This is a genomic window from Bacillus sp. FJAT-49736, assembly GCF_018343615.1.
Taxonomy (GTDB): domain Bacteria; phylum Bacillota; class Bacilli; order Bacillales; family Bacillaceae_C; genus Margalitia.
Genome location: NZ_JAGYPI010000001.1, coordinates 2,169,375 through 2,196,187, shown reverse-complemented (window position 1 = coordinate 2,196,187; position 26,813 = coordinate 2,169,375). Strand labels below are relative to the sequence as shown.

Sequence of the window (26,813 nt, the reverse complement as noted above, 5' to 3'; positions counted from 1 at the left end):
AGTTTATAGATAATAAAGTATAATTTTTTATTTAAATGCACTTGCGCTTTTCTTATTTCAATGGTCCACCAAGATCTTCAATTTCCTTCGCAACGTTTTTGAACTGTTGGAAATTTGATTGGAATTTTCCAGAAAGCTCTTTCGCCTTTTGAACGTATTCCTCTTGGCTTTCCCACGTTTTATTTGGCAGTAAAACTTCATCAGGTACACCAGGAACATGTAAAGGTATATTTAAACCAAAGATTTCATCCTTCACGGTTTCTGCATTGTGTAACTCGCCTTCTAGTGCGGCGTGTATCATTGCTCGTGTATAGCTTAGCTTCATACGTGATCCCACACCGTATTCACCGCCGGTCCATCCTGTGTTAACAAGGAAGACATCAACGCCGTATTCATCAATCTTTTTACCAAGCATTTCTGCATATACAGTAGCAGGAAGCGGAAGGAATGGTGCTCCAAAGCATGTTGAGAACGTTGCTTCTGGTGAAGTTACGCCTCGTTCAGTTCCTGCAAGCTTCGAAGTATAACCGCTTAAGAAATGATACATTGCTTGTTCCTTGGTTAGTTTGCTGATTGGAGGCAGTACACCAAATGCATCCGCTGTTAAAAATACAATCGTTTGTGGATGGCCAGCAACGCTAGGATCAACAATATTATCGATGGATTGAATTGGATAAGCAGCACGTGTATTTTCTGTCAATGTATTATCGTCATAAATTGCTTCATGTGTCTCAGGATCTACAACAACATTTTCCAATACAGAACCAAATCGGATTGCATCAAATATTTGAGGTTCCTTTTCACGTGTCAGCCCGATACATTTAGCATAGCATCCTCCTTCAATATTGAAGACTCCATTTGCGGACCAGCCGTGTTCGTCATCACCTATTAGCTTGCGATTAGGGTCTGCTGACAATGTTGTTTTTCCTGTTCCAGAGAGACCGAAAAATAGTGCAACATCACCTTCAGAACCAACATTTGCAGAACAGTGCATAGGTAATATTCCTGCTTCAGGTAATAAATAATTCATAATGGAGAAAATGGATTTCTTCATTTCACCTGCATATTCGGTACCGCCAATTAAAATAACTCTGCGTTCGAAGGAAACAATGATAAATGTTTCGGATTTTGTTCCATCTACTTCTGGATCTGCTTTAAAATTTGGGGCAGATAAAATAGTAAACTGTGCTTCATGTGTCGCTAATTCTGCCTCTGTAGGACGGATGAAAAGCTGATGGGCAAAAAGATTATGCCAAGCATATTCATTTATAACTTGAATTGGAAGCCTGCTTATTGGATCCGCACCTGCGAAGCCTTTAAAAACAAATAATTCATTTTGTTTTTCTAAATATTGTATAACTTTATGATACAAGTTATCGAATGCTTCCATTGAAATTGGTTGATTTACAGAGCCCCAATCGATCTTATCTTTTACGGAAGGCTCTTCCACTATAAATTTATCTTTAGGGGAACGGCCTGTATATTTTCCGGTTTCTGCCTTTACAGCACCGGTTGATGTTAAAACACCTTCATTGCGGGATAATACTTTTTCTACTAAACGTGGTACAGATAATTGAGTGTAAACATTATTTCCATTTAATAATTCAGCTAAATCGTGAGATAAGCCTATCGAATTCATGAATGCGTTACCATCCTTTATTAAAGAATTTATATTTTATCACTATGTTAATTAGTATAACACAATTATATAATTAGTCTATACTATATGTGTATATTTTTTTCGAGACACAAAGTTTTAAAAAATACGTTTTTCTTCCTTATATATACTCTAATTAATTTGAATAGTTATACATATTAGCAATTGATTTTCTCCATAATTTCTTATAAGAAAAATACAGGAAGTAGTTGACATGGTCTGACAAATTGCGTATGATTTTACCTTGAACGGATACTCTTATCCCGAGTTGGCGGAGGGACAGGCCCGATGAAACCCAGCAACCGGCATACTGTTGTATGTAAAAAAAATGAGAGAAATATATTTTAACAGAAATTACTTGTTAGATAAATCATTTTTTTTGCCTACTGAATGCAAAGGTGCTAACCTGTAGCAAGGTAATTCCTTGAACGATAAGAGTGAAAGGCGTAATAAACGAATTTAAACCTTTCCTCATATACTGAATAGGGAAAGGTTTTATTTAGTTATGCGCTGCTACCTAAATATATCTGCTCAAAATGGAAGGTAGAGCACTTTCCAAATAAGCAACTTGAAAGAATCAAGGATAAAATCTTTTGATTATTTCATACTATTAGGGAAATGAGTACCGTGAGGCGAAAAATATAGAGTATTACATAACTTATAGGGAGGAAAAAAGATGACTAACAAACGTCGTTTATTCACATCTGAGTCCGTTACGGAAGGTCATCCGGATAAAATTTGTGATCAAATTTCTGATGCCATCTTGGATGCGATTTTAGCGAAGGACCCAAATGCTCGAGTCGCATGTGAAACATCAGTTACAACAGGTCTTGTACTTGTTGCAGGTGAAATAACTACTAGCACATATGTAGATATACCAAAGATTGTTCGGGAAACAATTAAAAATATTGGATATACTCGTGCGAAATACGGATTTGATGCGGAAACATGTGCAGTCTTAACATCCATAGATGAACAATCTGCTGATATTGCAATGGGTGTGGATAAAGCGCTTGAAGCTCGAGAAGGCCAAATGTCTGAAGAAGAAATTGAAGCAATTGGTGCAGGTGACCAAGGATTAATGTTTGGTTTTGCATGTAACGAGACGAAAGAATTAATGCCTTTACCAATTTCATTAGCTCATAAGCTTGCTCGCAGAATCTCAGAGGTAAGAAAGGAAGAGATTCTTCCATATTTACGTCCTGATGCGAAGACACAAGTAACGGTTGAATATGATGAGAATGGAAAGCCTGTTCGAATTGATACAATTGTTGTTTCTACACAGCATCATCCTGAAATCAGCTTGGAACAAATTCAGCGTAATGTGAAAGAGTATGTTATTGCCCCAGTTGTTCCTAAGGAGCTGATTGATGATAATACAAAATATTTTATTAATCCTACAGGACGATTTGTTATTGGAGGACCACAAGGTGATGCAGGCTTAACAGGTCGCAAAATCATTGTAGACACATATGGTGGTTACGCTCGTCATGGCGGTGGTGCATTCTCTGGAAAGGATCCTACTAAGGTTGACCGTTCTGCAGCATATGCTGCACGTTATGTAGCAAAAAATATTGTTGCTGCAGGACTTGCAGATAAATGTGAAGTACAGCTTGCTTATGCAATTGGTGTGGCACAGCCTGTGTCTATTTCAATCGATACATTTGGAACAGGTAAGGTATCCGAAGAGGAATTAATTGCGGCTGTTCGTGAAAACTTCGATCTTCGTCCTGCTGGCATTATCAAAATGCTAGATTTAAGACGACCAATCTATAAGCAAACAGCAGCATATGGTCATTTTGGACGTAATGATTTAGATTTACCTTGGGAAAGAACAGACAAAGCGGAAAGTTTAAGCCAGCTTGTTAAATAATAAGGAAAAGGGGTTGCAGATTTTTATTTGTAGCTCCTTTTTGTTTGGTAGCAAATTAAGAAAGGCAGCTTGGTAAAATTTATTTGTCGATATAAGTAAAATGGCTATGCAAAAATGAATAGAAAAATGATAGTATAATGAAGTATGAAATTTTTTAAATAAACGAATGAAAGTTGCAGTTAATTAAAAGAAGTAGGTGACATACATAATGTGTGGATTTATAGGCTGTATTCATGACCGTTCTATTGAACTTCGTGATACCGACAAACAACTATTTAAAAATATGAATGACATTATTACTCATCGTGGTCCGGATGATGACGGTTTTTATGAAGATGAGCATATTCAATTTGGGTTTCGCCGCCTAAGTATCATTGACTTAGAAAGTGGTCATCAGCCGTTAACATATGAAAATGAAAGATACTGGATTATCTTTAATGGCGAAATATACAATTATGTTGAATTACGAAATGAATTAATCGAAGCGGGTTTAACTTTTGCTACATCATCAGATACAGAGGTTATTTTAGCTTTGTACAGTCATTATAAAGAAAAAGCTGTTGAGAAGCTGCGTGGAATGTTCTCATTTGTTATTTGGGATAAACAAGAGCAATCGTTGTTAGGTGCTCGCGATCCTTTTGGCATTAAGCCTTTCTTTTACTTGGAAGAAGATAATCGTACTTTCTTTGCTTCGGAAAAGAAAAGTATATTATTAGCAATGGAAAACGATGTATTGAACAATGATGCAGTTCAGCATTATATGACTTATCAATTTGTTCCAGAGCCGGAAACTATGACAGTCGGAATAAAAAAATTAGAGCCTGGTCATTATTTTATTAAAAAGCTCGGGCAACCGCTTAATATTAACCGTTATTGGAAGGCTGCATTTAAACCGATTCATAAGTCAGAGGACGAATATGTAAAAGAAATCAGAGATGTGTTAATGGATTCTGTCAATGTCCATATGCGTAGTGATGTGCCTGTAGGTTCGTTCTTATCAGGTGGGATTGATTCATCTATTATTGCATCTATTGCAAAGCAGTTTAATCCAAATATTCAAACCTTTTCGGTCGGATTTGAACGCAATGGTTTTAGTGAAATTGATGTTGCGAAGGAAACAGCGGAAAAGCTTGGTGTTGAAAATATAAGCTATGTGATCACTCCAGAAGAATATATGAAAGAATTGCCTAAGATTATGTGGCATTTAGACGATCCATTGGCAGACCCTGCTTGTGTGCCGTTATATTTTGTTGCAAGAGAAGCTAGAAAGCATGTAACGGTTGTATTGTCAGGTGAAGGGGCAGATGAGCTTTTCGGTGGTTATAATATTTACCGTGAACCGCAATCCTTAGAGGTATTTAATAAAATACCTACTATCGGAAAGGCGCTTCTGAGAGCATTAGCTAAGATTCTCCCAGAAGGCGTTAAAGGAAAAAGCTTTATTGAACGCGGCGTAACTCCAATGGAGGAGCGATATATCGGCAATGCCAAAATGTACACGGAAAAAGAAAAGATGGACCTTTTATCTCAATATCGTCATGGCTTGGATTATACGGAGATAACAAAACAGCTTTATTCTGAAACGGTTGGTTATGATCCTGTCGACCGTATGCAATATATCGATATCCATACTTGGATGCGTGGCGACATTCTTTTAAAAGCGGATAAAATGACCATGGCTCAATCTTTGGAGCTTCGTGTTCCATTCTTGGATAAAGAGGTATTCAGAGTAGCATCGAATATTCCAACTAGCTTAAAAACAGCTAATAATACAACTAAGTATATTTTGCGAAAAGCAGCGGAGGGAATTGTTCCTGACCATGTGTTAGATCGTAAAAAACTTGGCTTCCCAGTTCCTATTAGACATTGGTTGAAGGATGAAATGCATGATTGGGCAGTAGAAATTATCCGTAATAGTCCAACAGACCATATTATTAATAAAAACTATGTCTTAAATCTATTAGAAGAACATTGCCAAGGTAAATTAGACCATAGCCGTAAGATTTGGACGGTGCTAGTCTTTATGATCTGGCATGCAGTATATTTAGAGGAAAAATATGATTTTCAAAAGCAATATGAATTGAAAGCTGCACAAGCAACCGTTTAAGGTTAGAGTTGCTAGACAAAAATAGAAGCCAAGCACATTACTTATTTGTTGTAAGTAATTGCTTGGCTTCCCATTTGCATCCAAGCATCCATAAAGGAACCGACGGGTGCTTTATTTTTTTGTCCTGTAAGCGGATCATTAAAATATATATTTTTTTGGTCATATCCAGTTATTAGAACAGAATGTTCTTTATAAGTAATTTGTATTTTACCATTAGGTGTATTCCAAGTTTGAAAATACGAAGACGGCAGCTTTCTATATTCTGTATTGATAATGACCCAAATTGGGCGGTTATCGGACAGATAAATTTTTAAGTCTTCGAAAGAATGTCCAGTTAAGTTAATCATTTTATTTGGAAGATATTTATCCCCAAGATCAAAAATGGGTTTATTATATACACCGAGGCCGGGCTTATCGTAGGTATAGATATTGCCGACAAAACCGGAATTTGGATCTCCAAAATAAATTTTCCCATTTTGAACCTTTCTTGGGGTAGGATCTTTTTGGATTTGTTTAGCGAGCGTCATCTTATCGACATGGACCCCTGCAGTCTCAAGCAGCATGGCAAGGCTTGTAACCTCACAGCCTCTTTGTAATTCAGGATATTGAGAAATAGATTTTGCAGGAATGGACACAGAATCCTTTATTTTGATCACCTTGTATTGGTCATCATGAATATTGGCGGCAGATGTACCTTGTACGAGATCAAACGGTTCCTCTGTATTCCGTATTCCATATACAAATATTCCTGTCCCAATAAGAAAGGCAAAACATAATATTCCTGAAATTATTTGTTTCATTCAGATCACCTAATAAAAAAGATTCTATGTTATACATCGTCAATTTTTTGAAAAAGTTAATGACTAATATGAAAAGATATATAAAAAGGCGGCTGTTTTCTTATAATCTTTTTGTTTTTCATATATTGTTCTAAATGCTAACTGAGACTTATCTCAAGACATCTTTTTCTTGAAAAATGATCTTCTATTACTAAAAGATAGGACGATACTATGGTTTTCGACTGAAAATGTAACAAAGTTTAAAAAATGAGCCTATAATAAAGTGAAGAGTTTTCCTATATATAGGGTAAAATAATAGGTATTCTCCTACATAATACTTCAACAGAATAAGGGAGGCGGAGCTATGTGGAAATGGGAAGCAGATGAGGATCCAAAAGCAGTCATTGTTATGGTTCACGGTGCAATGGAGCACCATGGGCGTTATAGCTGGTTAATTGAAATGTGGCGCTCCTCCGGTTACCATGTGATAATGGGGGATTTGCCTGGACAAGGCATAACATCCAGGTCTAAAAGAGGGCATATTGATTCCTTTGACGAATATATATTTGAAATAAAAGATTGGGTACAAACGGCTTATCAATTTGAAGTTCCCATTTTTTTGCTTGGACATAGTATGGGTGGCCTAGTTGCTATTCGAACACTTCAGGAAATGAAATTAAAAATTGCAGGTGTGATTCTTTCCTCTCCATGTTTAGGTCTCGTGGAGTATCCATCTAAAATAGTAAACAGTCTTGCTGTCGGATTAAATAAAATCGCACCGGAGATTCGCTTCAAAAGCCCTTTGACCATTCAAATGTCTACAAGAAACGAAGAAATTATGGAATCCGCCGTTAATGATTCACTGTTCATTACTAAGATCTCTGTCAGGTGGTATCGTGAATTAATTAAAGCCATGAAGCTTGCCTTCACAAATATTTCAACATTCCCTGATATACCACTTTTGGTTCTTCAAGGGGGAGATGATAAAATTGTAAGTAAGGCTTCTGTATATGATTGGTTTAACCAAGTGAAGCTATCGGAAAAAAATTATAAAGAGTGGCCAAAATGCTATCATGAAATTTTTAATGAGCCTGAACGAGAAAATGTATTTTTATACAGTAAAAATTTTGTGGAAAATCAATTACGTTTAATTGGCTATATTGTTGATTGAGGTGAATGAATAAATGTCTGTACCCTCCCATCCTTTTTCACTTATGAATCAGGTATATCGAAAGGTAATGCCGAATGTTCATCGTGAACTATTTTATTGGAAGGATTTGGCGAATGCCATTCCGAATGAAGAACTTAAAAAACAAGCACTTGCAAGTATTGAACATAAAACCTTTCATTGTGAAGGGGGATCCATTTTAGCATTATTAGCTTTAACAAGAAAAGAGGAAGCAATAAAGTTTATTGTGGCATATCAAACCATTAGTGATTATTTAGATAATCTTTGTGATCGAAGTACCTCTTTAGATCCGGAGGATTTTGCTGCATTGCACGAATCAATGAAGGATTCGTTGACAGTTGGTGCAGAGGTCAAGAATTATTATCGCTTTCGCGAAGATCAGAATGACGGTGGATACTTGCAGCATTTGGTGAAAACCTGCCAAGAGGTTTTAGCTGAAATAGACCAATATGAGGTAATCAAGCCTTACTTAATTGAATTATGCCAATATTATTGTGATTTACAAGTCCATAAACATGTGCGAGTAGAAGAAAGAGTAGAGAGATTGCAGAATATGTATAACCAATATAAAAATGGACTTCCAGAAATGGAATGGCATGAATTCTCAGCATGCTCCGGTTCTACTTTAGGGATTTTTTGTCTTGTATCCTATGCCATGAGAGATGACTTTAAAAAGGAACATGCAAAAATAATTAGGGAAGGATATTTTCCCTATATTCAAGGTTTACATATATTGCTTGATTATTTTATTGATCAAGATGAGGACAGAGAAGGTGGCGACTTAAATTTTTGTTTTTATTATGAGAATGAAAAGCAATTATTTGAAAGACTTATTCATTTTCTAAAAGAAGCAGACAAGCATACGAATAAGCTACCAGATCAAAAATTCCATAAATTAATTAATCGAGGATTATTGGGTGTTTATTTATCTGATGAAAAGGTAAGTAAACAAAAGGACGTCCAAAAATTATCAAAAAGACTGATGAAGTACGCGGGATCCATCAGTTATTTCTTCTACTGGAATGGCAGGGCTTATAGAAGTGTACAGAATGCGATTCCAACCGGTTTAATGAAAGCATTGCTGAACAATCGAGTGAAAAACGAAAAAAAGATGGTATGAAAAAACGATAAGAGGAGGAACTCTTATCGTTTTTCTATAGCGATAATAAATGGCGGATTATTTCTCTGGTTAATAAATTCATATCTCAATACATGAGCTGCTTTTTGATCCAGATGTGTAACGAAGTTTAATACTTCATTTCGTTCCTTTGCTCCCTCAGGGTGACCATGATAAATGACTATAATAATTATACCTTCTTGCGGCATTATCTCTAGTAATTGGGTGATAGCAGAAATAGTTGTATTGCTTTTTGTTACTATTTCTTTATTTCCACCTGGCAAATATCCAAGGTTGAAAACAGCTGCAGAAATGGTGGAGTAATACTGCATAGGAATAGTTTCTTTTATTGTCTCATGTCCCCTATTAAAAAGGGTAACCCGGTGAGCTAGCATATTCTCCTCCATTCGTTTTTCGGTTTGAGCAATTGCCTCTTCCTGTATATCAAAGCCGAAGACTTGTCCACTTTCACCAACTAACTTTGCTAATAGTAAAGTATCATGCCCATTGCCCACTGTTGCATCGACAACTGTATCCCCTTCTTCCACTGCAGTCTGAAGAAGGGAATGTGCAAAATTTATAATTCGCGAAAGTTTCATACATTCATCTCCACTGTATAGTACTTTCCTTGCCAGCTGTTTCTTCGCTTTAACTCCGCGTCAATAGCGTTTATCACAGCCCATTTGTTAACACTCCACATAGGACCAATCATTAAATCAATAGGGCCATCACCTGTAATCCGATGAATAATCATTTCCGGAGGTAAAATTTCTAATTGATCGCACACTAAGTTTATATAGTCATCGAATGTAAGAAATTGGAGCATGCCTTTTTCATATTGTTTTACCATTGGTGTGCCTTTAAGCAAATGCAAAAGATGAATTTTTATACCTTGTACATCCAATTTTGCAACTTCTTTTGCTGTATCAAGCATCATTTCTTTCGTTTCTTGAGGCAGTCCGTTAATTATATGGGTACAAATACGAATCCCATGCTTCCGAAGCTTTTTCACACCGTCAACATAGCACTGATAATCATGAGCACGATTGATTAGATTAGAGGTTTTTTCATGAACAGTTTGAAGTCCTAATTCTACCCATAGATATGTTCGTTCATTTAGCTCTGCTAAATATTCCACAACATCATCTGGCAAGCAATCAGGGCGAGTCGCAATGGAAATGCCAACAACTCCTTCTTGGCGAAGAACAGGTTCATATTTGCTTCGCAAGATATCTACAGGAGCATGAGTATTCGTATAGGCTTGAAAATAGGCCATATACTTTGCATCTTTCCATTTTTTATGCATTTGTTCCTTCACTTCATTAAATTGAGTAACTATGTCTTTTACACGGTCACCTGCAAAATCTCCAGAGCCTGCTGCACTGCAAAATGTACAACCCCCATGCGCCACTGTCCCGTCACGGTTTGGACAGTCAAATCCGCCGTCCAATGAAACTTTAAAGACTTTATGTCCGAAATGTTCACGTAAATGAAAATTCCAAGTCAAATACCTTTTATGGTCATTTGAAAATGGAAATGGATTTATTTCTTTCAAAAGATTACCTCCTAATTCAGGCACTACATAAAAAATATATCAAATATTAGAAGGGAAAAGCTACAATCACTTTACCTTGGATTTCCTACATAGTCGCGCCATCGGTGAAACAAACTAAATGGGAAGCATGTTTTGCTTCAACCCGAGGAAGGAGTGAGTTCACCTGTGGCTACTAGAAAATCAATCGATGATTGTATCCAAAAATGCGATGAAGCAATTGAATATGCACAAGAGCAATATACCGAAGGACTTCGTCAGGAGCATTATCATGATCATGATTATACAAATGCACTTCAAGAGCTAGAAGCAGCATATAATGAGGTTTGCCAATTAGCAAATAGTGCAAACTCGCAGCAAAGGGAAATTTTACATCGAAAGCGTCTTATGCTACAGCAACTGCAAAATCAAATGATCCTCCTCAATCATGATAGGCCGATATAATATTCATTATGGAGGTAATATATGAAAAAAAGATCCAAACAAAATAACCCTGAACAAAAAACCCGAAATGGAATTAATAATCAAGATATGGAGCTTGGTAAAGACTATGATCCGGTAAAGAAGTTAAAAAAGCAAAATGCAAAAAAAAGTCAGCCGGTTCGTTCTAAGCAGCATATCGAGAATCCGGATTAAATAGGAAAAGCAGAAGCGTCTTGCACTAGAAAAGATAGGAAGGAGTACAGTACTCCTTCCTATCCTTTTTCTGAAAACAAAATTATTTTTTTACCCCTTGTAGTGTAAGTTTAAAAAGAATAAAATGGGGATTGGATTGAACAATATAGGGGAAAAGGAGGGTTTTTTTTATGCCTAAATCCTTATGGCTTTTAGTAATTGGGATGATGGTGAATACAACTGGCTCTTCTTTTTTATGGCCATTAAACACTATTTACATCAATGAACATTTGGGGAAATCATTATCAGTTGCAGGATTTGTACTAATGCTAAACTCAGCTGCGAGTGTTATAGGTAATTTACTGGGTGGAGCACTTTTTGATAAATTAGGCGGTTATCGAACTGTACTTTTCGGTATTATCCTCACCATTTTAGCCGCGCTTGGGCTTACCTTATGGCATGATTGGCCGAACTACGTTATCTTCCTAACTATTACTGGATTCGGATCCGGTATTATTTTTCCATGTGTATTTGCTATGGCAGGTTCTGTTTGGAAAGAAGGGGGAAGAAGAGCCTTCAATGCAATCTATGTGGCCCAAAATGTAGGGGTTGCTGTCGGTTCTGCATTAGGCGGTTTCGTGGCATCTTATTCATTTAGCTATATTTTTATAGCAAATTTACTGATGTTTATTATCTTTTTACTCATCGCGTTCTTTGGTTATAAAAATATGTCAGCAGAGCAAGGAAAACAAGCAACCGTGATTGCTCAGCAAAGCAGAATAAAAAATAAACAAGTACTAAAGGCACTAATAATGCTATGTTCAGCATATTTATTATGCTGGGTTGGCTATGTTCAATGGCAGGCTACAATTTCAAGCTACACACAGCATATTGGAATAACATTAAAAGAATATGGTCTTCTATGGACTATAAATGGCGCATTAATTGTAATTGCGCAGCCGGTTATGACACCGCTCATCAAAAAATTCCGTGCTAGCATGAAAGGCCAAATTGTTACTGGTATCATTATTTTCATTATTTCCTTTGCCGTTGTAAGTGTTGCACATAGCTTAAGTGCTTTTGTCATAGCAATGATCATTCTTACATTGGGAGAAATGCTTGTATGGCCAGCTATTCCTACCATTGCAAATCAACTTTCACCGAAAGGGAAGGAAGGGCTTTTCCAGGGAATTGTTAATAGTACAGCTACTGGGGGCCGTATGGTGGGGCCATTATTAGGTGGAATAATTGTTGATTTATCGAATATGTCCACTTTATTTATTTCATTAATTGGTTTATTTATTATTTCGATTGGATTGTCTGCTATTTATGATAGACCATTAAAGTCAACTGCAAAACAAGAGCAAACAATATCGATGTAAAAAAAAAGAAAAAAGGCTTGCAACCAAGATTAAAATTGGCTAAAATGATAAATAATTTAATCATAATTGAAACGTTAAGTAGGACTAGTAATGATGTTTATCTGTAAAATAGAGAATTGGCGGTTGGTGCAAGCCAATCAGATACATCATGAACTCACCTATTAGTTGCAATCGTGAACGGGGAAACCCCTTAGTAATTCTTGCCGTTTTCCGCGTTAAGGAAGAATGAAGCGAGTGCATTGCACTAATTTGGGTGGTACCGCGGGAGATAAAGCAACCTCTCGTCCCTATTTTTAATAGGGATGAGAGGTTTTTTGTTTGTTTTTAAATAAAAGGAGGCAATTTTCATGAGTTACAATCATATTGAAATCGAAAAAAAGTGGCAAATGTATTGGAAAGATCATCAAACATTTAAAACAACGGAAGAGAAAGAAAAACAAAATTATTATGCTCTAGATATGTTCCCTTACCCTTCAGGTGTAGGTCTTCATGTTGGGCATCCAAAAGGATATATTTCTACCGATATCCTGGCGAGATTAAAAAGAATGCAAGGATACAATGTCCTTCATCCAATGGGCTGGGATGCTTTCGGTCTTCCTGCTGAACAGTATGCCATTGATACCGGAAACGACCCTGCTGAATTTACAAAACATAATATTGAAACTTTCAGACGGCAGTTAAACTCTCTTGGTTTTTCTTTTGATTGGGATCGAGAGGTCAATACGACAGATCCGGATTATTATAAGTGGACCCAATGGATCTTCCTAAAACTATATGAAAAAGGTCTTGCGTATGTGGATGAGGTGCCAGTTAACTGGTGTCCTGCTCTTGGAACGGTCCTTGCAAATGAGGAAGTAATAGACGGGAAAAGCGAGCGCGGTGGTCATCCGGTTGAACGCCGCCCAATGAGACAATGGATTCTAAGAATTACCGCTTATGCAGACAGACTTCTAGAAGATTTGGATGATCTTGATTGGCCAGAAAGCCTTAAAGATATGCAAAGAAATTGGATTGGCAGATCCGAGGGTGCAGAGGTTACTTTTCCTATAGATGGTACGGAAGAAACCTTCACTGTATTTACAACCCGTCCGGATACATTGTTTGGTGCAACCTATGCTGTAATTGCACCGGAGCATCCACTTGTAGAAGAAATTACAACAGCAGAACAAAGAAAGGCTGTTGAAGCATATCTTGATCAAATTAAATCTAAAAGCGATCTTGAACGTACTGATTTGGCTAAAGATAAAACAGGTGTATTCACAGGTGCTTATGCAGTAAACCCGGTGAATAATGAAAAAATGCCAATATGGATTGCTGATTATGTGCTAATGAGCTACGGAACAGGAGCAATAATGGCGGTACCTGCACATGACGAACGAGATTATGAGTTTGCCCAAAAATTCAACCTTCCAATTAAAGCGGTTGTAGCAGGAGGGAATGTTGCGGAGGAAGCTTATACTGGAGATGGCGAGCATATCAATTCCGATTTCCTTAATGGCTTAAATAAAGAAGATGGTATCAAGAAAATCATCGAATGGCTAGAGGAAAAGGGTATTGGTGAAAAGAAAATATCCTATCGCCTTCGTGATTGGCTATTTAGCAGACAACGTTATTGGGGAGAGCCTATTCCTATTATTCACTGGGAAGATGGAACGATGACTGCTGTTCCTGAAGCGGAGCTGCCGCTAACACTACCAAAAACAACGGATATTAAGCCATCCGGAACTGGTGAATCACCGCTAGCCAATATCGAAGATTGGGTAAATGTAGTGGACCCGGTAACAGGTAAAAAAGGACGTAGGGAAACAAATACAATGCCGCAATGGGCGGGAAGCTGCTGGTACTTTATCCGTTATATCGACCCGCATAATGATCAAGTGATTGCAGATCCAGAAAAGCTAAAAGCATGGCTACCTGTGGATACGTACATTGGCGGAGCTGAACATGCTGTTCTTCATTTGCTATATGCTCGATTCTGGCATAAGTTCTTGTATGATCTTGGCGTAGTTCCGACTAAGGAGCCTTTCCAAAAATTGCTTAATCAAGGAATGATTCTTGGAGAAAATAATGAAAAAATGAGTAAATCTAAAGGGAATGTTGTGAATCCGGATCAAATTATTTCCAGTCATGGAGCGGATACACTTCGTCTTTACGAAATGTTCATGGGTCCACTAACCGCTTCCATTGCATGGACAACAAATGGTCTTGATGGAGCTAGAAGATTCCTTGATCGAGTTTGGCGTTTGTTTGTAGAGGAAACTGGCGAGCTTTCCAGTAAGATTCAAGATGGCAACAAAAACGTGCTGGAAAAGGTTTATCATCAAACCGTGAAGAAGGTTACAGAGGATTATGAAAACCTTGGCTACAACACTGCTATTTCTCAACTTATGGTATTCATAAACGAAGCTTATAAAGCAGACGTTCTTCCAAAAGAATATGTGGAAGGTTTCGTAAAAATGCTTTCCCCAATTGCACCGCATCTTTGCGAGGAGCTTTGGGAAAAGCTTGGGCATGCAGAATCTATTTCTTATGAGGCATGGCCAACTTACGATGAAACGAAGCTGGTCGATAATGAAGTAGAAATTGTGATTCAATTAAATGGAAAAGTTCGTACGAAAATGACAGTTTCCCGTAGCGCTTCTCCTAAGGAAATGGAAGAAATCGCTCTAAATGATGAGACGATTAAAGGGATGATGGAAGGAAAAACCGTTCGTAAAGTTATTGCAGTTCCAGGAAAGCTTGTGAATATCGTTGCAAATTAATGAGGAAGGGTTATATAACCCTTCTTTTGTTATTAGCTAAAAGTATTTGATATAATCGTAAAGAAATTAATGGAAAGGAATGAATGGCTTGGAAATTAATCAAATAAAACCGGAAGAACTAGAACAAAAATTAAAAAATGATGAAACCTTAAATTTAATTGATGTTCGTGAAGACGATGAAGTGGCGGAAGGAATGATACCAGAAGCTATCCATATTCGAATGGGTGATATCCCAGATTCTTTGGATAAATTAGATAAGAATGAGGAATATATTATTATTTGCCGTTCAGGTGGTCGCAGCGAAAAGGTCTGTCTTTTCTTAAAAGATCAAGGATATAATGTGGTTAATATGACAGGTGGCATGCTTCAATGGAAAGGCGAAATAAAGCCAAAATTGTAAAAAGAACCGGACCGGAATACGCAAATGTTAGTATTTATACCTTCAAGCAACGGTTGATTGTAAGAAAGGTTTGAAAAAGGACAGGGTTCCGTTATCTGTGACAAAAAAGGTGTATTTTTGGTTTTGAGGACACACGTTCCGTTATCAAGGTAAAATCTAGCTATTTTAGAGTGATTTTCATAATTAGAGTGATTTTCATAATATAACGGATTGTGAGTCCTCTGATATGATGAAATAGTGGTTTTTGCGAACAATAACGGAACCTGTATCCTTATTAAACCTCATTCATTGGTAAATCGTTTAATACCTTGAATAAATTCATTCCCATTTATAAGACTATAAATGCAGAATCAAGCAATAAAGAAAGGAAATAGAAAAAAATGACTAAAGAAAGGTTATTGGTTTGTAGTTTTCTTTTTATAATGGGAATGAACTTTTTGACACCTGCAAAAGCAGCAAATCAAACGGAAAACACTTCATTTAAAATTATGACGAGAGATGAATTTAAGAATTGGTTATTTAACCAAACATTCTCTAGACAGGTAGGGAAAATTCAGCTCCATCATACATGGAAGCCATCATACGAGCAATTTGATGGATCGAATCACTTGAGAATGTTAAAGGGCATGGAGAATTATCATAAGAGCCGGATGAAGTGGAGTCATATCAGCCAGCATTTAACCATATTTCCTGATGGAAGGGTAGCCTTGGGGAGACCATTTAACCTTCCGCCGGAAGGAACGTTTGGTTTAAATAATAAAGCTGTTATGAGAGCTATTGAAGCGGATTCAATAGCGATTGAAAATATCGGGGATTTCGATAAAGGGCATGATCAAATGACGAGAGAGCAAAAAGAAACTATCGTAACCGTAACAGCACTCCTTTGTATTAAGTACGGATTAACGCCTACGGTTGACAGCATCACATACCATCATTGGTGGGATATTAAAACGGGGGAAAGGGTTTTAGATAATGGTAAAGGTCATGCAGTAAAAACATGCCCAGGAACAGGTTTTTTTGGTGGTAATAGCACAACAAGTGCAAAGAATAATTTATACCCTCTCATATCCAAAAAAATGAAGGAAATTGCAGCAAAAGAGTGGAAGTAAACAAAAACAAACTAAAGGAGGTGAAAGCATGGAATATGTTTCAAACCTCCTTTTATTGTTTGAAAATTCACTATCCTGTCTACAATAGGAATAAAAAGGAGAGAGGATAATAGGATGATTCAAGTAAAGGTATTTGATTACGAGCATGAAAAGGATTTAGAAAAAGATGTTAATCGATTTTTAAAAACAATTGATGATCAAAACTTATTAGATATTAAGTATCATGTCGCTGTCATGGCTGAGGAAGAAGACGAGCAAATATATTGCTTCAGCGCAATGGTCCTATATAAAAAATAGAGCCTATAAAAGGCTCTAAAATATCTTATACTCTTTGCAAGGAATAATCAGCTGCATTCATCCCAGCTAATCTTCCTGTTACTAAGGCTGATGTAATATTATAACCGCCCGTATATCCATAAATATCGAGGACCTCTCCGCAAAAATATAAGCCAGGCATTAATTTGGAGGCCATTGTTTTCGGTTCAATTTCTTTTACGGAAACACCTCCGCCTGTAACAAATGCTTTTTCTAGCGGTAGCGTTCCATTAACCTGAAAGGTAAAATGCTTGCATGCTTGTGAAAAAGCACGCAATTTATCCGCAGGAATGGCGGAAGCTTGCATATTTTCATCTATTTCACAGCGCTGCAGTAAAAATAATAAATATCTCTCAGGCAATAAACCTTTTAAACAGTTTTTAACTGCTTTTTTCGGTTCTTCTTTTAATATCTTCACAATATGTTGAAAAAGTTGCTCTTCATTTTCATCCGGCATTGCATCAATGCTCATTTGCACTTCATGTAAATCCCATTTTCTTTTGGCCTTTACCACAAATTGGCTGCATCTTAAAACAGCGGGCCCAGAAATGCCAAAATGTGTGAAAATCATATCCATCTTATGTGTAATAATCGGTTTGCCTTTTGGATTTAGGACGCTTACAGCTACGTCACGTAGCGATAATCCTTGTAATGTTTTTTCTTTAATAAATTCCTCATTAGAGGTAATTGGTACTTCTGTTGGGAAGAGCTCTGTAACAGTATGACCTGCTCTCTCTGCCCATGGGAATCCATCTCCAGTGGAACCTGTTTGTGGAACAGATTTTCCGCCGACAGCCACCACAATAGAATAACAAAAAATAATATCGCCATTTTTAAGTTCCACGCCCGAAGCTTGATCATTATCATACAATATTTTTTTTACGGGAGTATTGATTTTAATAGATACGTTTAATTCTTCAAGTCTTTTTAAAAGAGCATCAACAACGGATTGGGCTTTATTCGATACTGGAAACATTCTTCCATGATCTTCTTCCTTAAGTTTTATTCCAAGACCTTCAAAAAAGCGAATAATATCCTCATTATTAAAAATAGAAAATGCACTGTATAGAAATCGCCCATTTCCTGGAATATGCTTCACAATTTCATCTATTGGCAGGCGATTGGTCACGTTACATCTTCCGCCGCCGGAAATTGCAAGCTTTCGGCCAAGCTTGTCCCCCTTATCGATTAATAGAACCTTCGCTCCGCTTTCCCCTGCTGCTATAGCTGCCATTAATCCGGATGGACCTCCTCCGATCACAATTACGTCATATTTCATATTTCAAATTTCAACACCTTTTCAAAAATAAATTAAAGGATAGTGTTTAGCACTGACATCTAAGTTCCAATCTATATTCGCTTCATTTTAGTATGAATAGCCTACTAAATCAAGAATGTAATGAAAGTTGTATTGCACAATGAAAAAAAAGATTTTTCGAATAAATTGTCAATTGCCATTGTTAGTTGTACACTACTAATTAGTGAATTTAATAAAATGTCGTTGAATCATGGTTAAAGTAGGGATTATATGTCTTCAAAACTTATTCGTGGTACGTTTATTTTAACGTTAGGTACGTTTATTTCCAAATTTATCGGCTTATTTTACGTTATACCGTTTCACGCCATCATCGGCGGTTCAGAGCCGGAAGCATTATATCAATTTGGATATGTCCCATATACATTATTTATTAGTATCGCAACGGCAGGTGTTCCGCTTGCTGTTTCCAAATATATTGCAAAATATAATGCACTTGAGGAATATGCAGTAGGAAGAAAGCTTTTTAAATCAGGCATTATATTAATGCTAATGACAGGAATTGTTTGTTTTCTAATTATGTACATCTTCGCTCCAACCTTTGCCGAGCTAAGTATGTCAGGAGTGGAATCCAAGAAATATTCCATCGATAATGTAACGACTATTATACGGGCGGTCAGCTTTGCGCTCATCATTATCCCAGTGATGAGTTTAATTCGCGGTTATTTTCAAGGTCATCAATCGATGGGTCCTTCGGCGGTTTCGCAAGTACTTGAGCAAATTGTAAGGATTGTGTTTCTTTTACTCGGAGCCTTTTTTGTTCTACACGTGTTCCATGGTAGCATGGTTACGGCTATAAGTGTTGCCACATTTGCAGCATTTGTAGGTGGTATAGCGAGTTTAATTATATTATTTTGGTATTGGAAAAAAAGAAAACATCATTTTGATGAACTGCTGGAAAGAGATAGAGGAACTCTTCATGTGTCATTGACTGAAATGTATAAGGAAATTTTTATCTATGCTCTGCCATTTGTATTTGTAGGTGTAGCTAATTCCCTTTATCAATATGTAGATCAATTGACTTTTACAAGAGGAATGGCTGCTATTAATAAGGGAAAAGAAGCACTTGAGGCGATTGGTATTCTTAACTTCGATTCACATAAGCTAGTCATTATTCCTGTTTCCCTTGCAACATCTTTTTCTTTAACTCTTGTTCCGCTTATTACGGAATCATTCGCAAAAGGGAATCGCGGATCCATGATTCGACAGGTTGATCAAACCTTTCAAATTCTCTTGTTTTTAACCGTACCTGCAGCAATGGGTCTTTCCATGCTAGCCGACCCCATTTTTACAGTATTTTATCAGCATAGTAAGCTCGGTGCCGATGTCTTAGGACATTATGCACCTGTTGCCATACTGTTTGCCTTATATTCTGTTACAGCAGCTATTTTGCAAGGGATTAATGAACAGAGGTTTACAATTTTAAGTTTGTTGACTGGCTTGCTAGTAAAACTCACTTTAAATATTCCTTTCATAAAGTTATTCCAAACCGATGGAGCAGTATATGCGACAGCTTTGGGATATTCCGTTTCCATCATTATTAATCTAATTGTCATCAAATTTTTTGCCGATTATCCTTTTAAAACAGTGGCTCGAAGAAGTATTTTAATCCTCCTGTTCAATGCGATTATGATCGCAGTTGTTATGGTACTTTACAAGCTTCTGACCTTGTTTTTATCGCCAGCCTCCAAAATGCAATCCTTAATAATGGTTATTGTGTGCGGTGCGGTTGGAGCTATTGTTTATGGTTATCTAGGATTAAGATCTGGGCTTGCGGATAAATTATTTGGCGAAAGGCTAAAAGGAATAAAAAGAAGACTTCATATAGGATAATGGAAGGAGGTCAGCTATAATTAGTGACCTCCTTCTATAAGGTCTTCGAGTCTTCCTAGCTATCGACCTAAAACTTATGTTTCTCCCTTAGTGATGTCCCATTTGCCCCCAAAATTGCATTTGGCGCTCAATCTGAGTAATTCGACGATTCATTCTATCCACTTGTCTTTCTAGTCGGTCCAAACGCCTACTGAATTGGCCTTGGCCACCTCCTGGAAAGGATGCACCTGTTGAAGACATTTGACCTCCTGGTTGTTGCATGGATGTCGGAAATTGCCCATATTGTTGGCCGGGCTGCATAGACATTTGGGGAAACATTTGCTGTCTGTAATCCATTTTGCATTTCACCTCATTAAAATAATTAAGGCTAGAAGATTTTAGCTGTAAATTTCTTGGTTTCTTTTAATTATCTCTAAAGAAAATACAACTAAAATCTCTTCTGCCATTCCCTTATAGCCTATGTAGGCGAATGTTTTACGTATGGGTAGCTGCCTATAAAAAAATAATATTATGGATACGAAAGAGGTAGGTGTTTTATTTGAGATTGGATAAGTTGCTTGCAAATATTGGCTATGGTAGTAGGAAAGAGGTAAAGAAGGTATTAAAAGATGGTATCGTGATGGTAAATCAAGTGGTTGTAAAAGACGGAAAAGCTCATGTCAATCCAACTGATGACTTTATTACTATCCATGGGGAGCAAGTAGTCTATAAAGAATTCATCTATTTGATGATGAATAAACCGCAAGGAGTCATCTCGGCAACGGAGGATTATCATGAAAAGACAGTCCTTGATTTATTAGAGATACAAGATTCTGTACAAAATCCATTTCCTGTAGGGAGGCTGGATAAAGATACGGAAGGACTATTATTATTAACAAATGATGGTCAATTGGCACACAGACTCTTGTCTCCGAAGAAGCACGTTCCCAAAACCTATTTTGCTGTCATTGAAGGGAAGGTCCTACAGACCGATGTCGAAGCGTTTAAGTCAGGGGTAATATTAGATGATGGCTATCACACGAAGCCAGGAGAATTAAAAATTTTGAAATCAGGCATTCGATCTGATATAGAGTTAACGATTACAGAGGGAAAATTTCATCAAGTAAAAAGAATGTTTGAAGCAGTAGGAAAAAAAGTTGTCTATTTAAAACGCATTTCTATGGGACCGCTTATGCTGGATGAAGACCTGCAACTAGGACAGTATCGTGAATTAACGGATGAGGAAATACAATTACTAAAAGATTATCAAACACCAAATGAAATAAGTTAAAAGAGCTGTCCAAATAAGACAGCTCTTTTTTTCACATATATAATTTTTTGTATAATTGATCACTAAATTAGATTAGTATTTGTCTAGTTACAAGTGAAATTGGAACTTCAAATTTTACCAAGTGAAATTAGAACTTCAAATTTTACCAAGTGAAATTAGAACTTCAAATTTTACCAAGTGAAATTAGAACTTCAAATTTCACCAGCGCCTATGGCTAGTGGAGTTCTTCCTCTCCTCCCTTTAGGCGCTGACGCTTTACTTCTATTATGATGACATTTTTACCCTTTTCTCTGTTGTTGTCCACGTCCCACGGTGTGGGCTTTTAATTAAGTCATTATAAGCAAGTACATTCAAATCCCTTTGAATTGTACGTGGAGTTATTCCGAACTCATCCACCAGCTCCTGTGTTGTTACAGTACCATTTTCTTTAATAAACACATAGATTGATTTAATTCGGGTTAACATCCTGTTTGTTGAAGGTTTCAAAAAACCACTCCCTCATCCTTTTTCCAAAGACTTCAGACTACGGACGACTAATTGGTTTGAAGAAAATCTCTTCAAGCTTTGAAAAACCTTTTTGCAGACAACTCCTTCTTTCTCGACATTTTTCGAAGACTTTAGATGTCAGACAATTACATTCTACACCTACTTTTCATAAATTTCCAGTCTATAGTGGGAATTTACTAATATTTTAAGAAATTGACTTTATCTTATATTATGTATAGAAAGAATAATTAGTATAGGTTTAAGGTATGGTTTGGTAGCGGAATATCAAAAAATAATGACTATATATTTTATTGAGTAATAAAAAGGAGTAAAATAATCTGGAATAAAGAAACTTTTCAAAACATGGTTTAAAGGAGTTAATATGATGTCAATTCAATGGATGGATGAGGTCTTAAAAAGAAAAGATGATTTAATTAAAGATTTACAAGGTCTGCTCCAAATTAAAAGTGTACTAGATGAGGAAAATGCAACTGAAGATGCTCCATTAGGCGTTGGGATAAAAGAAGCATTACAATATTTATTAAATTTAGGAGAGAAGGATGGTTTCACTGCTAAAAATGTAGGTAACCTGGCTGGTCATCTAGAAATGGGAAAAGGCAAAGAGTTAGTTGGCATTCTTTGTCACGTAGATGTCGTTCCTGAAGGGGACGGTTGGTCTGTTGATCCTTATGGCGGTGTTGTGAAGGACGATAAAATTTTTGCTCGTGGCTCCAGTGATGATAAAGGGCCAACAATGGCTGCTTACTACGCGATGAAAATTGTAAAGGAGCTAGGTGTTCCACTAGAAAAACGTGTACGCATGATTATTGGAACGGACGAAGAAAGTGACTGGCGATGTGTATCTCATTATTTCACGCATGAGGAAATGCCCGATATGGGATTTGCACCTGATGCAGATTTTCCAATTATATATGCGGAAAAGGGAATATCTGATTATGATATCGTTCAAAATCTATCGAGTAATGTTCAGACCGATAAAAAGGAGGCTGCTCAATTAATTTCTTTCCAATCTGGAAGAAGATATAATATGGTGCCTGATTTTGCTAGAGCAGAACTTCTAGTCAAAGAAAAGCAAACAGAGATTTTACAAAAATACAATGATTTTCTTCAACAGTTAGAGGTAAAAGGTAAGTATTATGTAGAATCCGGTGTATTAATATTAGAATTAGAGGGAATTTCTGCACACGGTATGGAGCCGAAAAACGGGAAAAATGCTGGTCTGTTATTGGCGTCCTTCCTAAAAGATACTATACTTGATGAACAAGGCGGAACATTTATCCAATTTGCAGTAAATCATTTATTGGATCAATCCCGCGGTGAAGGATTTGGTATTCAATATAAGGATGATATTACTGGCGAGCTGACGATTAATGTCGGAAAAATAGAGTACACTCAAAATAATGGCGGCAGATTTGGATTAAATATGCGATATCCTGTCACATTTGACATGACAGAAGGGAAAAATAAAATCGAAGAGATTGTTGCAAAAGAAGGCTTTTCGATTGAAAATTTCTCTGATTCTAAGCCTCACCATGTAGATGAAAAGGATGAATTAATCCAAACATTAAAGAAAGTGTATGAAGAGCAAACAGGGGAAAAAGCGGAACTACTGTCCATTGGAGGCGGGACATATGCGCGCTCATTAAAGTCCGGTGTAGCATTTGGTGCACTCTTTCCAGGCAGACCGGATGTTATGCATCAAAAAGATGAGTATATGTTCATTGAAGACTTATTGAAAGCAACTGCAATCTATGCTCAGGCCATTTATGAGCTAGCTGGAGAGAAAACAAATTAAGGCTCTTTTCATAAACTTTGTTCCTTTTGGACCTTCATAAGGAGCAAAAACTTAAGTTTCTAGTCAATTTTCGCATTTTCCTGAAAAGATGTCGTGAATATACGGGTTGATGAACTTATACGAAAAAAAACAATCTATGCGAAAATAGCCATAATTAATAAGGGAAAAGGGGAGAGGGCCATGGCTAAAATTATTTTTAATGGAGAAATTGTTGATAGAACTACTGCTGCAATTGATATAGAAGATCGCGGTTATCAATTTGGCGATGGAATCTACGAAGTAATCCGGGTCTATAATGGCAAACTCTTTACGAAGAATGAGCATATTCAGCGTTTATATGAAAGTGCAGAAAAAATCGGTTTGAAAATAAAGGATGATAAAGATGCCTTTGGTTCAAAATTAGAAGAGTTAGTAAAGGTGAATAGTCTAGATACTGGCATCATCTATTTGCAGTTTACAAGAGGAGTTTATCCACGCCAGCACGGCTTTCCTGAAAAGGAAGTTGAACCAGTGTTTGTTGCATACACAAAGGAAATGAAGCGTGCCGAAAATTTGATGAAATCCGGAGTAAATGGATTACTTGTCGAGGATATCCGCTGGCTACGATGTGATATTAAAAGCTTAAATTTACTTGGAAATATTTTAGCCAAGCAAAAAGCTGCGGAGGCAGATTGCTATGAAGCTATACAACATCGCGGCGATAAGATTACAGAAGGCTCCTCTTCCAATGTCTTTATGGTAAAGGATGGAATTTTAAAAACACATCCTGTAACAAATTTAATCTTGAATGGTATTACAAGACAGGTCATTTTAAAAATTTGCAAGGAAAATGAATTTCCGGTTAAAGAAGTAGAGTTTTCCGTTAGTGAACTAACAGAAGCAGATGAGGTTTTTATTTCTAGTACTACTTCTGAAATTATGCCGATTGTAGGATTAAATAGTATCGCAATTGGAAATGGAAAACCGGGAGAAATCACGAAAAAGCTTCAACAAATTTTTGAAGATGAAATCCAAAAACAATGTGAAAAAGCTCTTTCACATTAATGATTAGAACCCGCCTTTTTGGCGGGTCTTCATTTAGAGTAGAGGAAAGTATAATGTTTTTTATTCCAATTACATAGGTTGCATGTAGTATAAGTCTAGTGCTAGCAGCCGTCGGTAAATGGATTTCTCCGTCTTCTCCCCTAAGATAAGGAAACAACGAATTACCATTCACCTTGTTACCTAAACCTTGCATCCATACACTAGAGCTGCGGTGCTTGGGCTTTTCTAATATCAGATTGCTTTACTAGTTGGATATTTACTCTGAATGGTCTTTTTATTTCACAATAACCGCTATCATATAAATAAATAATTTCACATTTTTCTCCTTTATATTCAACAATATCACCTATTTTCATCGATATTCTCTCCTCATAAATGATTTTTTGTGAATGAATTAAAATAGTAATAATTCGAAATCAATATATGTCAATAAAAAGAGAAATATGTCTATGAGCAAGAAGTTTGCTAAAATATAATTATAAATTAAGAAATGAGAGGTTTATAAATTGGAAGGACATCATTATTTTTATGCGTTGCTATTGCCTCAATCGATTAAAGAATATCTTCGTGAAAAATGCGATGAGATAAAGTGTGATTTTCCTTTTATAAGATGGGTTCATCAAGAGGATTACCATATTACTCTGGCTTTTTTAGGCCATGCAACAAAGGAACAACTTGAGAGAGCGGATGAGTACATACAAAATGCAATATATACTGCTGAAAGCTTTCCATTATGTTTAAATGAATTTGGAGTCTTTGGGCGCCAGGAATCACCACGAATATTTTGGGCAAATACTTTTTCTTCAGATAGCTTAAATAAGCTAAGAAAGGAAGTTTATGATGCCTGTGTGAAGACGGGTTTCCAACTGGATCCGAGACCATTTAAGCCTCATATTACGCTCGCAAGAAATTGGTCCGGGGAAGATCGGTTTCAATTGGAACAATTGAAACAAAGACTATCGGTAAGACAAGATTTTATTGCTCAGTATATTGTGTTATATGAAACACATTTAGACAAAACTCCTAAATACGTTATAAAGAAAAAATATAAGCTTCTAGAAACAGCAGTTGGAAAGGGGAAGGACTGAATTTGGCGCAATTAATTAAGCTGCAAGACTATGTTTCACGGTATGAACAGGATGCATTCCGGTACCCTTCTCAGTATATTCGATTGAAAAAGCAGCAATGGGAAAAATTGAAGAAAGCATGGGAAACAAACTCCCTTCATTATGAAGAGTTTGAATGGGAAGAAATAGAAAAGAAAAAAACAAATCTGTTAAATAAGGTGACAGGCTTATTTAAAAAAGAAAAAATAGAGATTCAAGAAGAAGTGGAAATTAAACCGAATAACTCCCTCCAATTTGCTCCACTCTTATCGTTCCGGCCTGATACAGAAGATGAATTGAAGCAAATATTCTTGGATCAGTTATTTAATTTCCAATTAAAATGGGCAAGTTCCACCATATATGAAAAATCAAATATTCATATGAAATATTATTATGATGATAAATTACATACTTTTCTACAAAGATTTCCGGATACATTTCTCCTTTTGTACGAGCCAGTTTTATTATTGAAAAAAGCACCTGTTGAAATGGAGATAATTTTAATCACCCCAATGGAAATATGGTGTATTACTTTTCTGGAAGAAGAGAAGGATGCGGTATTCTTAGGCTCCACTGATCGGTTCTGGTTAAAAAGATCCAATAAAAGCGAGAGGAAAGTGCTGAACCCAATGATTTCTTTAAATAGGATGACTAAAATTGTACAGCAAATTTTATCTCATTATCAAGTGGATCTTCCAATAAAAAAAGCAATTGTTTGCAGAAACGGATACATAGATTTCCCAGAGAAGCCATACGATTTATCTATTTTGGAAAAACGGGAGTATCCGAAATGGTTCGAGCAGATGAGAAATACCCGTGCTCCGCTAAAACATATGCAGCTGAAAGCGGCAAAAATCCTTCTTGACTATTGTCAAACTGCCAGTTTCAAAAGAATGGAATGGGATGAAGAAAGTCTAGATCCTTTTGAAGAGGAAAATTTAAACTGATTGGAACTCTGAACAGGGCAGAAATCGCTTACTTAGCATCTTTATTTAAGAAAAGCGCATTGGATAAAAAAGGAATGCGAAAAATCACCTTGACGAAAAAAGTCAAAAAGCGATAAAATTTATTAAAAGATGGCTATTG

The 26,813-nt window shown here is 36.6% G+C and carries 25 protein-coding genes, 1 riboswitch and 1 other annotated feature; of the genes, 17 read left to right on the top strand and 8 right to left on the bottom strand.

Annotated elements, in window-relative coordinates; translation table 11 throughout:
* Positions 1 to 52 precede the first annotated feature (52 nt).
* Positions 53 to 1,639 (bottom strand): phosphoenolpyruvate carboxykinase (ATP), encoded by a 1,587-nt coding sequence (gene pckA, locus KHA87_RS11375; protein WP_213094163.1) that lies wholly within the window; start codon positions 1,637 to 1,639, stop codon positions 53 to 55.
* Between the two features lie 273 nt (positions 1,640 to 1,912).
* A riboswitch (SAM riboswitch) is annotated at positions 1,913 to 2,095 on the top strand.
* A 238-nt stretch (positions 2,096 to 2,333) separates the two neighbouring features.
* Between pckA and metK the strand changes: the two genes are divergently transcribed.
* Positions 2,334 to 3,530 carry a methionine adenosyltransferase gene (metK, locus tag KHA87_RS11370; RefSeq protein ID WP_213094162.1) on the top strand — a complete coding sequence of 399 codons (1,197 nt, stop codon included), beginning with the start codon at positions 2,334 to 2,336 and terminating at the stop codon, positions 3,528 to 3,530.
* Positions 3,531 to 3,738: 208 nt separating this feature from the next.
* Positions 3,739 to 5,637 carry an asparagine synthase (glutamine-hydrolyzing) gene (gene asnB / locus KHA87_RS11365; RefSeq protein ID WP_213094161.1) on the top strand — a complete coding sequence of 633 codons (1,899 nt, stop codon included), beginning with the start codon at positions 3,739 to 3,741 and terminating at the stop codon, positions 5,635 to 5,637.
* A 41-nt stretch (positions 5,638 to 5,678) separates the two neighbouring features.
* Here the strand turns inward: asnB and KHA87_RS11360 are convergent, their stop codons facing one another.
* Positions 5,679 to 6,437, bottom strand: a complete 759-nt coding sequence (locus KHA87_RS11360; protein WP_213094160.1) for a C39 family peptidase — start codon at positions 6,435 to 6,437, stop codon at positions 5,679 to 5,681.
* A 343-nt stretch (positions 6,438 to 6,780) separates the two neighbouring features.
* Between KHA87_RS11360 and KHA87_RS11355 the strand changes: the two genes are divergently transcribed.
* On the top strand, positions 6,781 to 7,587 hold the full coding sequence (locus tag KHA87_RS11355) for an alpha/beta hydrolase (protein ID WP_213094159.1): 807 nt from the start codon (positions 6,781 to 6,783) through the stop codon (positions 7,585 to 7,587).
* 13 nt (positions 7,588 to 7,600) lie between these two features.
* Positions 7,601 to 8,725 carry a tetraprenyl-beta-curcumene synthase family protein gene (locus tag KHA87_RS11350; protein WP_213094158.1) on the top strand — a complete coding sequence of 375 codons (1,125 nt, stop codon included), beginning with the start codon at positions 7,601 to 7,603 and terminating at the stop codon, positions 8,723 to 8,725.
* 23 nt (positions 8,726 to 8,748) lie between these two features.
* Here KHA87_RS11350 and mnmM read toward each other — a convergent pair whose 3' ends face one another.
* Both mnmM and mnmL read right to left on the bottom strand, forming a co-directional pair.
* Positions 8,749 to 9,321, bottom strand: a complete 573-nt coding sequence (gene mnmM / locus KHA87_RS11345) for a tRNA 5-(aminomethyl)-2-thiouridylate-methyltransferase MnmM (RefSeq protein WP_213094157.1) — start codon at positions 9,319 to 9,321, stop codon at positions 8,749 to 8,751.
* Complete coding sequence (gene mnmL, locus KHA87_RS11340; RefSeq protein WP_213094156.1) at positions 9,318 to 10,277, bottom strand: tRNA modification radical SAM protein MnmL/YtqA; 960 nt, start codon at positions 10,275 to 10,277, stop codon at positions 9,318 to 9,320. The genes mnmM and mnmL overlap by 4 nt, the downstream gene beginning before the upstream one ends.
* Positions 10,278 to 10,442: 165 nt before the next feature.
* Between mnmL and KHA87_RS11335 the strand changes: the two genes are divergently transcribed.
* The 7 genes from KHA87_RS11335 (at position 10,443) to KHA87_RS11305 (ending at position 16,839) form a co-directional block, all read left to right on the top strand.
* Positions 10,443 to 10,718, top strand: a complete 276-nt coding sequence (locus tag KHA87_RS11335; RefSeq protein WP_213094155.1) for a YtzC family protein — start codon at positions 10,443 to 10,445, stop codon at positions 10,716 to 10,718.
* A 21-nt stretch (positions 10,719 to 10,739) separates the two neighbouring features.
* Entirely contained in the window at positions 10,740 to 10,910 is a 171-nt protein-coding gene (locus tag KHA87_RS11330; protein WP_213094154.1) for a glycogen biosynthesis protein GlgD, read from the top strand.
* A gap of 170 nt (positions 10,911 to 11,080) precedes the next feature.
* The gene (locus KHA87_RS11325; protein WP_213094153.1) at positions 11,081 to 12,271 is read left to right on the top strand and encodes an MDR family MFS transporter; all 1,191 of its coding nucleotides are present in this window, start codon (positions 11,081 to 11,083) and stop codon (positions 12,269 to 12,271) included.
* A gap of 65 nt (positions 12,272 to 12,336) precedes the next feature.
* Positions 12,337 to 12,563: a binding site (T-box leader), on the top strand.
* Between the two features lie 55 nt (positions 12,564 to 12,618).
* Positions 12,619 to 15,033: a leucine--tRNA ligase gene (gene leuS, locus KHA87_RS11320; RefSeq protein ID WP_213094152.1), complete on the top strand. Its 2,415-nt coding sequence runs from the start codon at positions 12,619 to 12,621 to the stop codon at positions 15,031 to 15,033.
* Positions 15,034 to 15,121: 88 nt separating this feature from the next.
* Positions 15,122 to 15,433 (top strand): rhodanese-like domain-containing protein, encoded by a 312-nt coding sequence (locus KHA87_RS11315; RefSeq protein ID WP_213094151.1) that lies wholly within the window; start codon positions 15,122 to 15,124, stop codon positions 15,431 to 15,433.
* A gap of 380 nt (positions 15,434 to 15,813) precedes the next feature.
* Positions 15,814 to 16,542: a peptidoglycan recognition protein family protein gene (locus KHA87_RS11310; protein ID WP_213094150.1), complete on the top strand. Its 729-nt coding sequence runs from the start codon at positions 15,814 to 15,816 to the stop codon at positions 16,540 to 16,542.
* Positions 16,543 to 16,656: 114 nt separating this feature from the next.
* Positions 16,657 to 16,839, top strand: coding sequence for a sporulation protein Cse60 (locus tag KHA87_RS11305; protein ID WP_213094149.1), 183 nt, complete (start codon positions 16,657 to 16,659; stop codon positions 16,837 to 16,839).
* Between the two features lie 25 nt (positions 16,840 to 16,864).
* Here the strand turns inward: KHA87_RS11305 and KHA87_RS11300 are convergent, their stop codons facing one another.
* The gene (locus tag KHA87_RS11300) at positions 16,865 to 18,136 is read right to left on the bottom strand and encodes a BaiN/RdsA family NAD(P)/FAD-dependent oxidoreductase (protein WP_213094148.1); all 1,272 of its coding nucleotides are present in this window, start codon (positions 18,134 to 18,136) and stop codon (positions 16,865 to 16,867) included.
* A gap of 249 nt (positions 18,137 to 18,385) precedes the next feature.
* Between KHA87_RS11300 and KHA87_RS11295 the strand changes: the two genes are divergently transcribed.
* Complete coding sequence (locus KHA87_RS11295) at positions 18,386 to 20,005, top strand: putative polysaccharide biosynthesis protein (protein WP_213094147.1); 1,620 nt, start codon at positions 18,386 to 18,388, stop codon at positions 20,003 to 20,005.
* Between the two features lie 87 nt (positions 20,006 to 20,092).
* Here the strand turns inward: KHA87_RS11295 and KHA87_RS11290 are convergent, their stop codons facing one another.
* The gene (locus KHA87_RS11290; protein WP_213094146.1) at positions 20,093 to 20,341 is read right to left on the bottom strand and encodes a hypothetical protein; all 249 of its coding nucleotides are present in this window, start codon (positions 20,339 to 20,341) and stop codon (positions 20,093 to 20,095) included.
* 202 nt (positions 20,342 to 20,543) lie between these two features.
* On the opposite strand from KHA87_RS11290, the gene KHA87_RS11285 reads away from it, so the two are divergent.
* Positions 20,544 to 21,275 (top strand): pseudouridine synthase, encoded by a 732-nt coding sequence (locus KHA87_RS11285; protein ID WP_213094145.1) that lies wholly within the window; start codon positions 20,544 to 20,546, stop codon positions 21,273 to 21,275.
* Positions 21,276 to 21,539: 264 nt separating this feature from the next.
* On the opposite strand, the gene KHA87_RS11280 is transcribed toward KHA87_RS11285, so the two are convergent.
* Entirely contained in the window at positions 21,540 to 21,761 is a 222-nt protein-coding gene (locus tag KHA87_RS11280) for a DeoR family transcriptional regulator (protein ID WP_213094144.1), read from the bottom strand.
* Between the two features lie 382 nt (positions 21,762 to 22,143).
* On the opposite strand from KHA87_RS11280, the gene pepV reads away from it, so the two are divergent.
* Both pepV and dat read left to right on the top strand, forming a co-directional pair.
* On the top strand, positions 22,144 to 23,577 hold the full coding sequence (pepV, locus tag KHA87_RS11275) for a dipeptidase PepV (RefSeq protein ID WP_213094143.1): 1,434 nt from the start codon (positions 22,144 to 22,146) through the stop codon (positions 23,575 to 23,577).
* Positions 23,578 to 23,757: 180 nt separating this feature from the next.
* Entirely contained in the window at positions 23,758 to 24,621 is an 864-nt protein-coding gene (gene dat / locus KHA87_RS11270; RefSeq protein WP_213094142.1) for a D-amino-acid transaminase, read from the top strand.
* 200 nt (positions 24,622 to 24,821) lie between these two features.
* Here dat and KHA87_RS11265 read toward each other — a convergent pair whose 3' ends face one another.
* Complete coding sequence (locus tag KHA87_RS11265) at positions 24,822 to 24,977, bottom strand: hypothetical protein (RefSeq protein ID WP_213094333.1); 156 nt, start codon at positions 24,975 to 24,977, stop codon at positions 24,822 to 24,824.
* 150 nt (positions 24,978 to 25,127) lie between these two features.
* Between KHA87_RS11265 and thpR the strand changes: the two genes are divergently transcribed.
* Together thpR and KHA87_RS11255 are read left to right on the top strand one after the other, a co-directional pair.
* On the top strand, positions 25,128 to 25,709 hold the full coding sequence (gene thpR, locus KHA87_RS11260) for an RNA 2',3'-cyclic phosphodiesterase (protein ID WP_213094141.1): 582 nt from the start codon (positions 25,128 to 25,130) through the stop codon (positions 25,707 to 25,709).
* Between the two features lie 2 nt (positions 25,710 to 25,711).
* Positions 25,712 to 26,674, top strand: coding sequence for an NERD domain-containing protein (locus KHA87_RS11255; RefSeq protein WP_213094140.1), 963 nt, complete (start codon positions 25,712 to 25,714; stop codon positions 26,672 to 26,674).
* Positions 26,675 to 26,813 lie beyond the last annotated feature (139 nt).

What these genes read in the sequence shown, in the direction of transcription:
- leuS (WP_213094152.1), top strand. Translation starts at nt 12,619, where the DNA reads ATGAGTTACAATCATATTGAAATCGAAAAAAAGTGGCAAATGTATTGG.
- mnmM (WP_213094157.1), bottom strand. Translation starts at nt 9,321, where the DNA reads ATGAAACTTTCGCGAATTATAAATTTTGCACATTCCCTTCTTCAGACT.
- pckA (WP_213094163.1), bottom strand. Translation starts at nt 1,639, where the DNA reads ATGAATTCGATAGGCTTATCTCACGATTTAGCTGAATTATTAAATGGA.
- KHA87_RS11355 (WP_213094159.1), top strand. Translation starts at nt 6,781, where the DNA reads ATGTGGAAATGGGAAGCAGATGAGGATCCAAAAGCAGTCATTGTTATG.
- metK (WP_213094162.1), top strand. Translation starts at nt 2,334, where the DNA reads ATGACTAACAAACGTCGTTTATTCACATCTGAGTCCGTTACGGAAGGT.
- KHA87_RS11265 (WP_213094333.1), bottom strand. Translation starts at nt 24,977, where the DNA reads ATGAAAATAGGTGATATTGTTGAATATAAAGGAGAAAAATGTGAAATT.
- KHA87_RS11310 (WP_213094150.1), top strand. Translation starts at nt 15,814, where the DNA reads ATGACTAAAGAAAGGTTATTGGTTTGTAGTTTTCTTTTTATAATGGGA.
- KHA87_RS11295 (WP_213094147.1), top strand. Translation starts at nt 18,386, where the DNA reads ATGTCTTCAAAACTTATTCGTGGTACGTTTATTTTAACGTTAGGTACG.
- KHA87_RS11350 (WP_213094158.1), top strand. Translation starts at nt 7,601, where the DNA reads ATGTCTGTACCCTCCCATCCTTTTTCACTTATGAATCAGGTATATCGA.
- asnB (WP_213094161.1), top strand. Translation starts at nt 3,739, where the DNA reads ATGTGTGGATTTATAGGCTGTATTCATGACCGTTCTATTGAACTTCGT.
- KHA87_RS11300 (WP_213094148.1), bottom strand. Translation starts at nt 18,136, where the DNA reads ATGAAATATGACGTAATTGTGATCGGAGGAGGTCCATCCGGATTAATG.
- KHA87_RS11325 (WP_213094153.1), top strand. Translation starts at nt 11,081, where the DNA reads ATGCCTAAATCCTTATGGCTTTTAGTAATTGGGATGATGGTGAATACA.
- KHA87_RS11360 (WP_213094160.1), bottom strand. Translation starts at nt 6,437, where the DNA reads ATGAAACAAATAATTTCAGGAATATTATGTTTTGCCTTTCTTATTGGG.
- KHA87_RS11305 (WP_213094149.1), top strand. Translation starts at nt 16,657, where the DNA reads ATGATTCAAGTAAAGGTATTTGATTACGAGCATGAAAAGGATTTAGAA.
- pepV (WP_213094143.1), top strand. Translation starts at nt 22,144, where the DNA reads ATGATGTCAATTCAATGGATGGATGAGGTCTTAAAAAGAAAAGATGAT.
- KHA87_RS11330 (WP_213094154.1), top strand. Translation starts at nt 10,740, where the DNA reads ATGAAAAAAAGATCCAAACAAAATAACCCTGAACAAAAAACCCGAAAT.
- dat (WP_213094142.1), top strand. Translation starts at nt 23,758, where the DNA reads ATGGCTAAAATTATTTTTAATGGAGAAATTGTTGATAGAACTACTGCT.
- KHA87_RS11290 (WP_213094146.1), bottom strand. Translation starts at nt 20,341, where the DNA reads ATGGATTACAGACAGCAAATGTTTCCCCAAATGTCTATGCAGCCCGGC.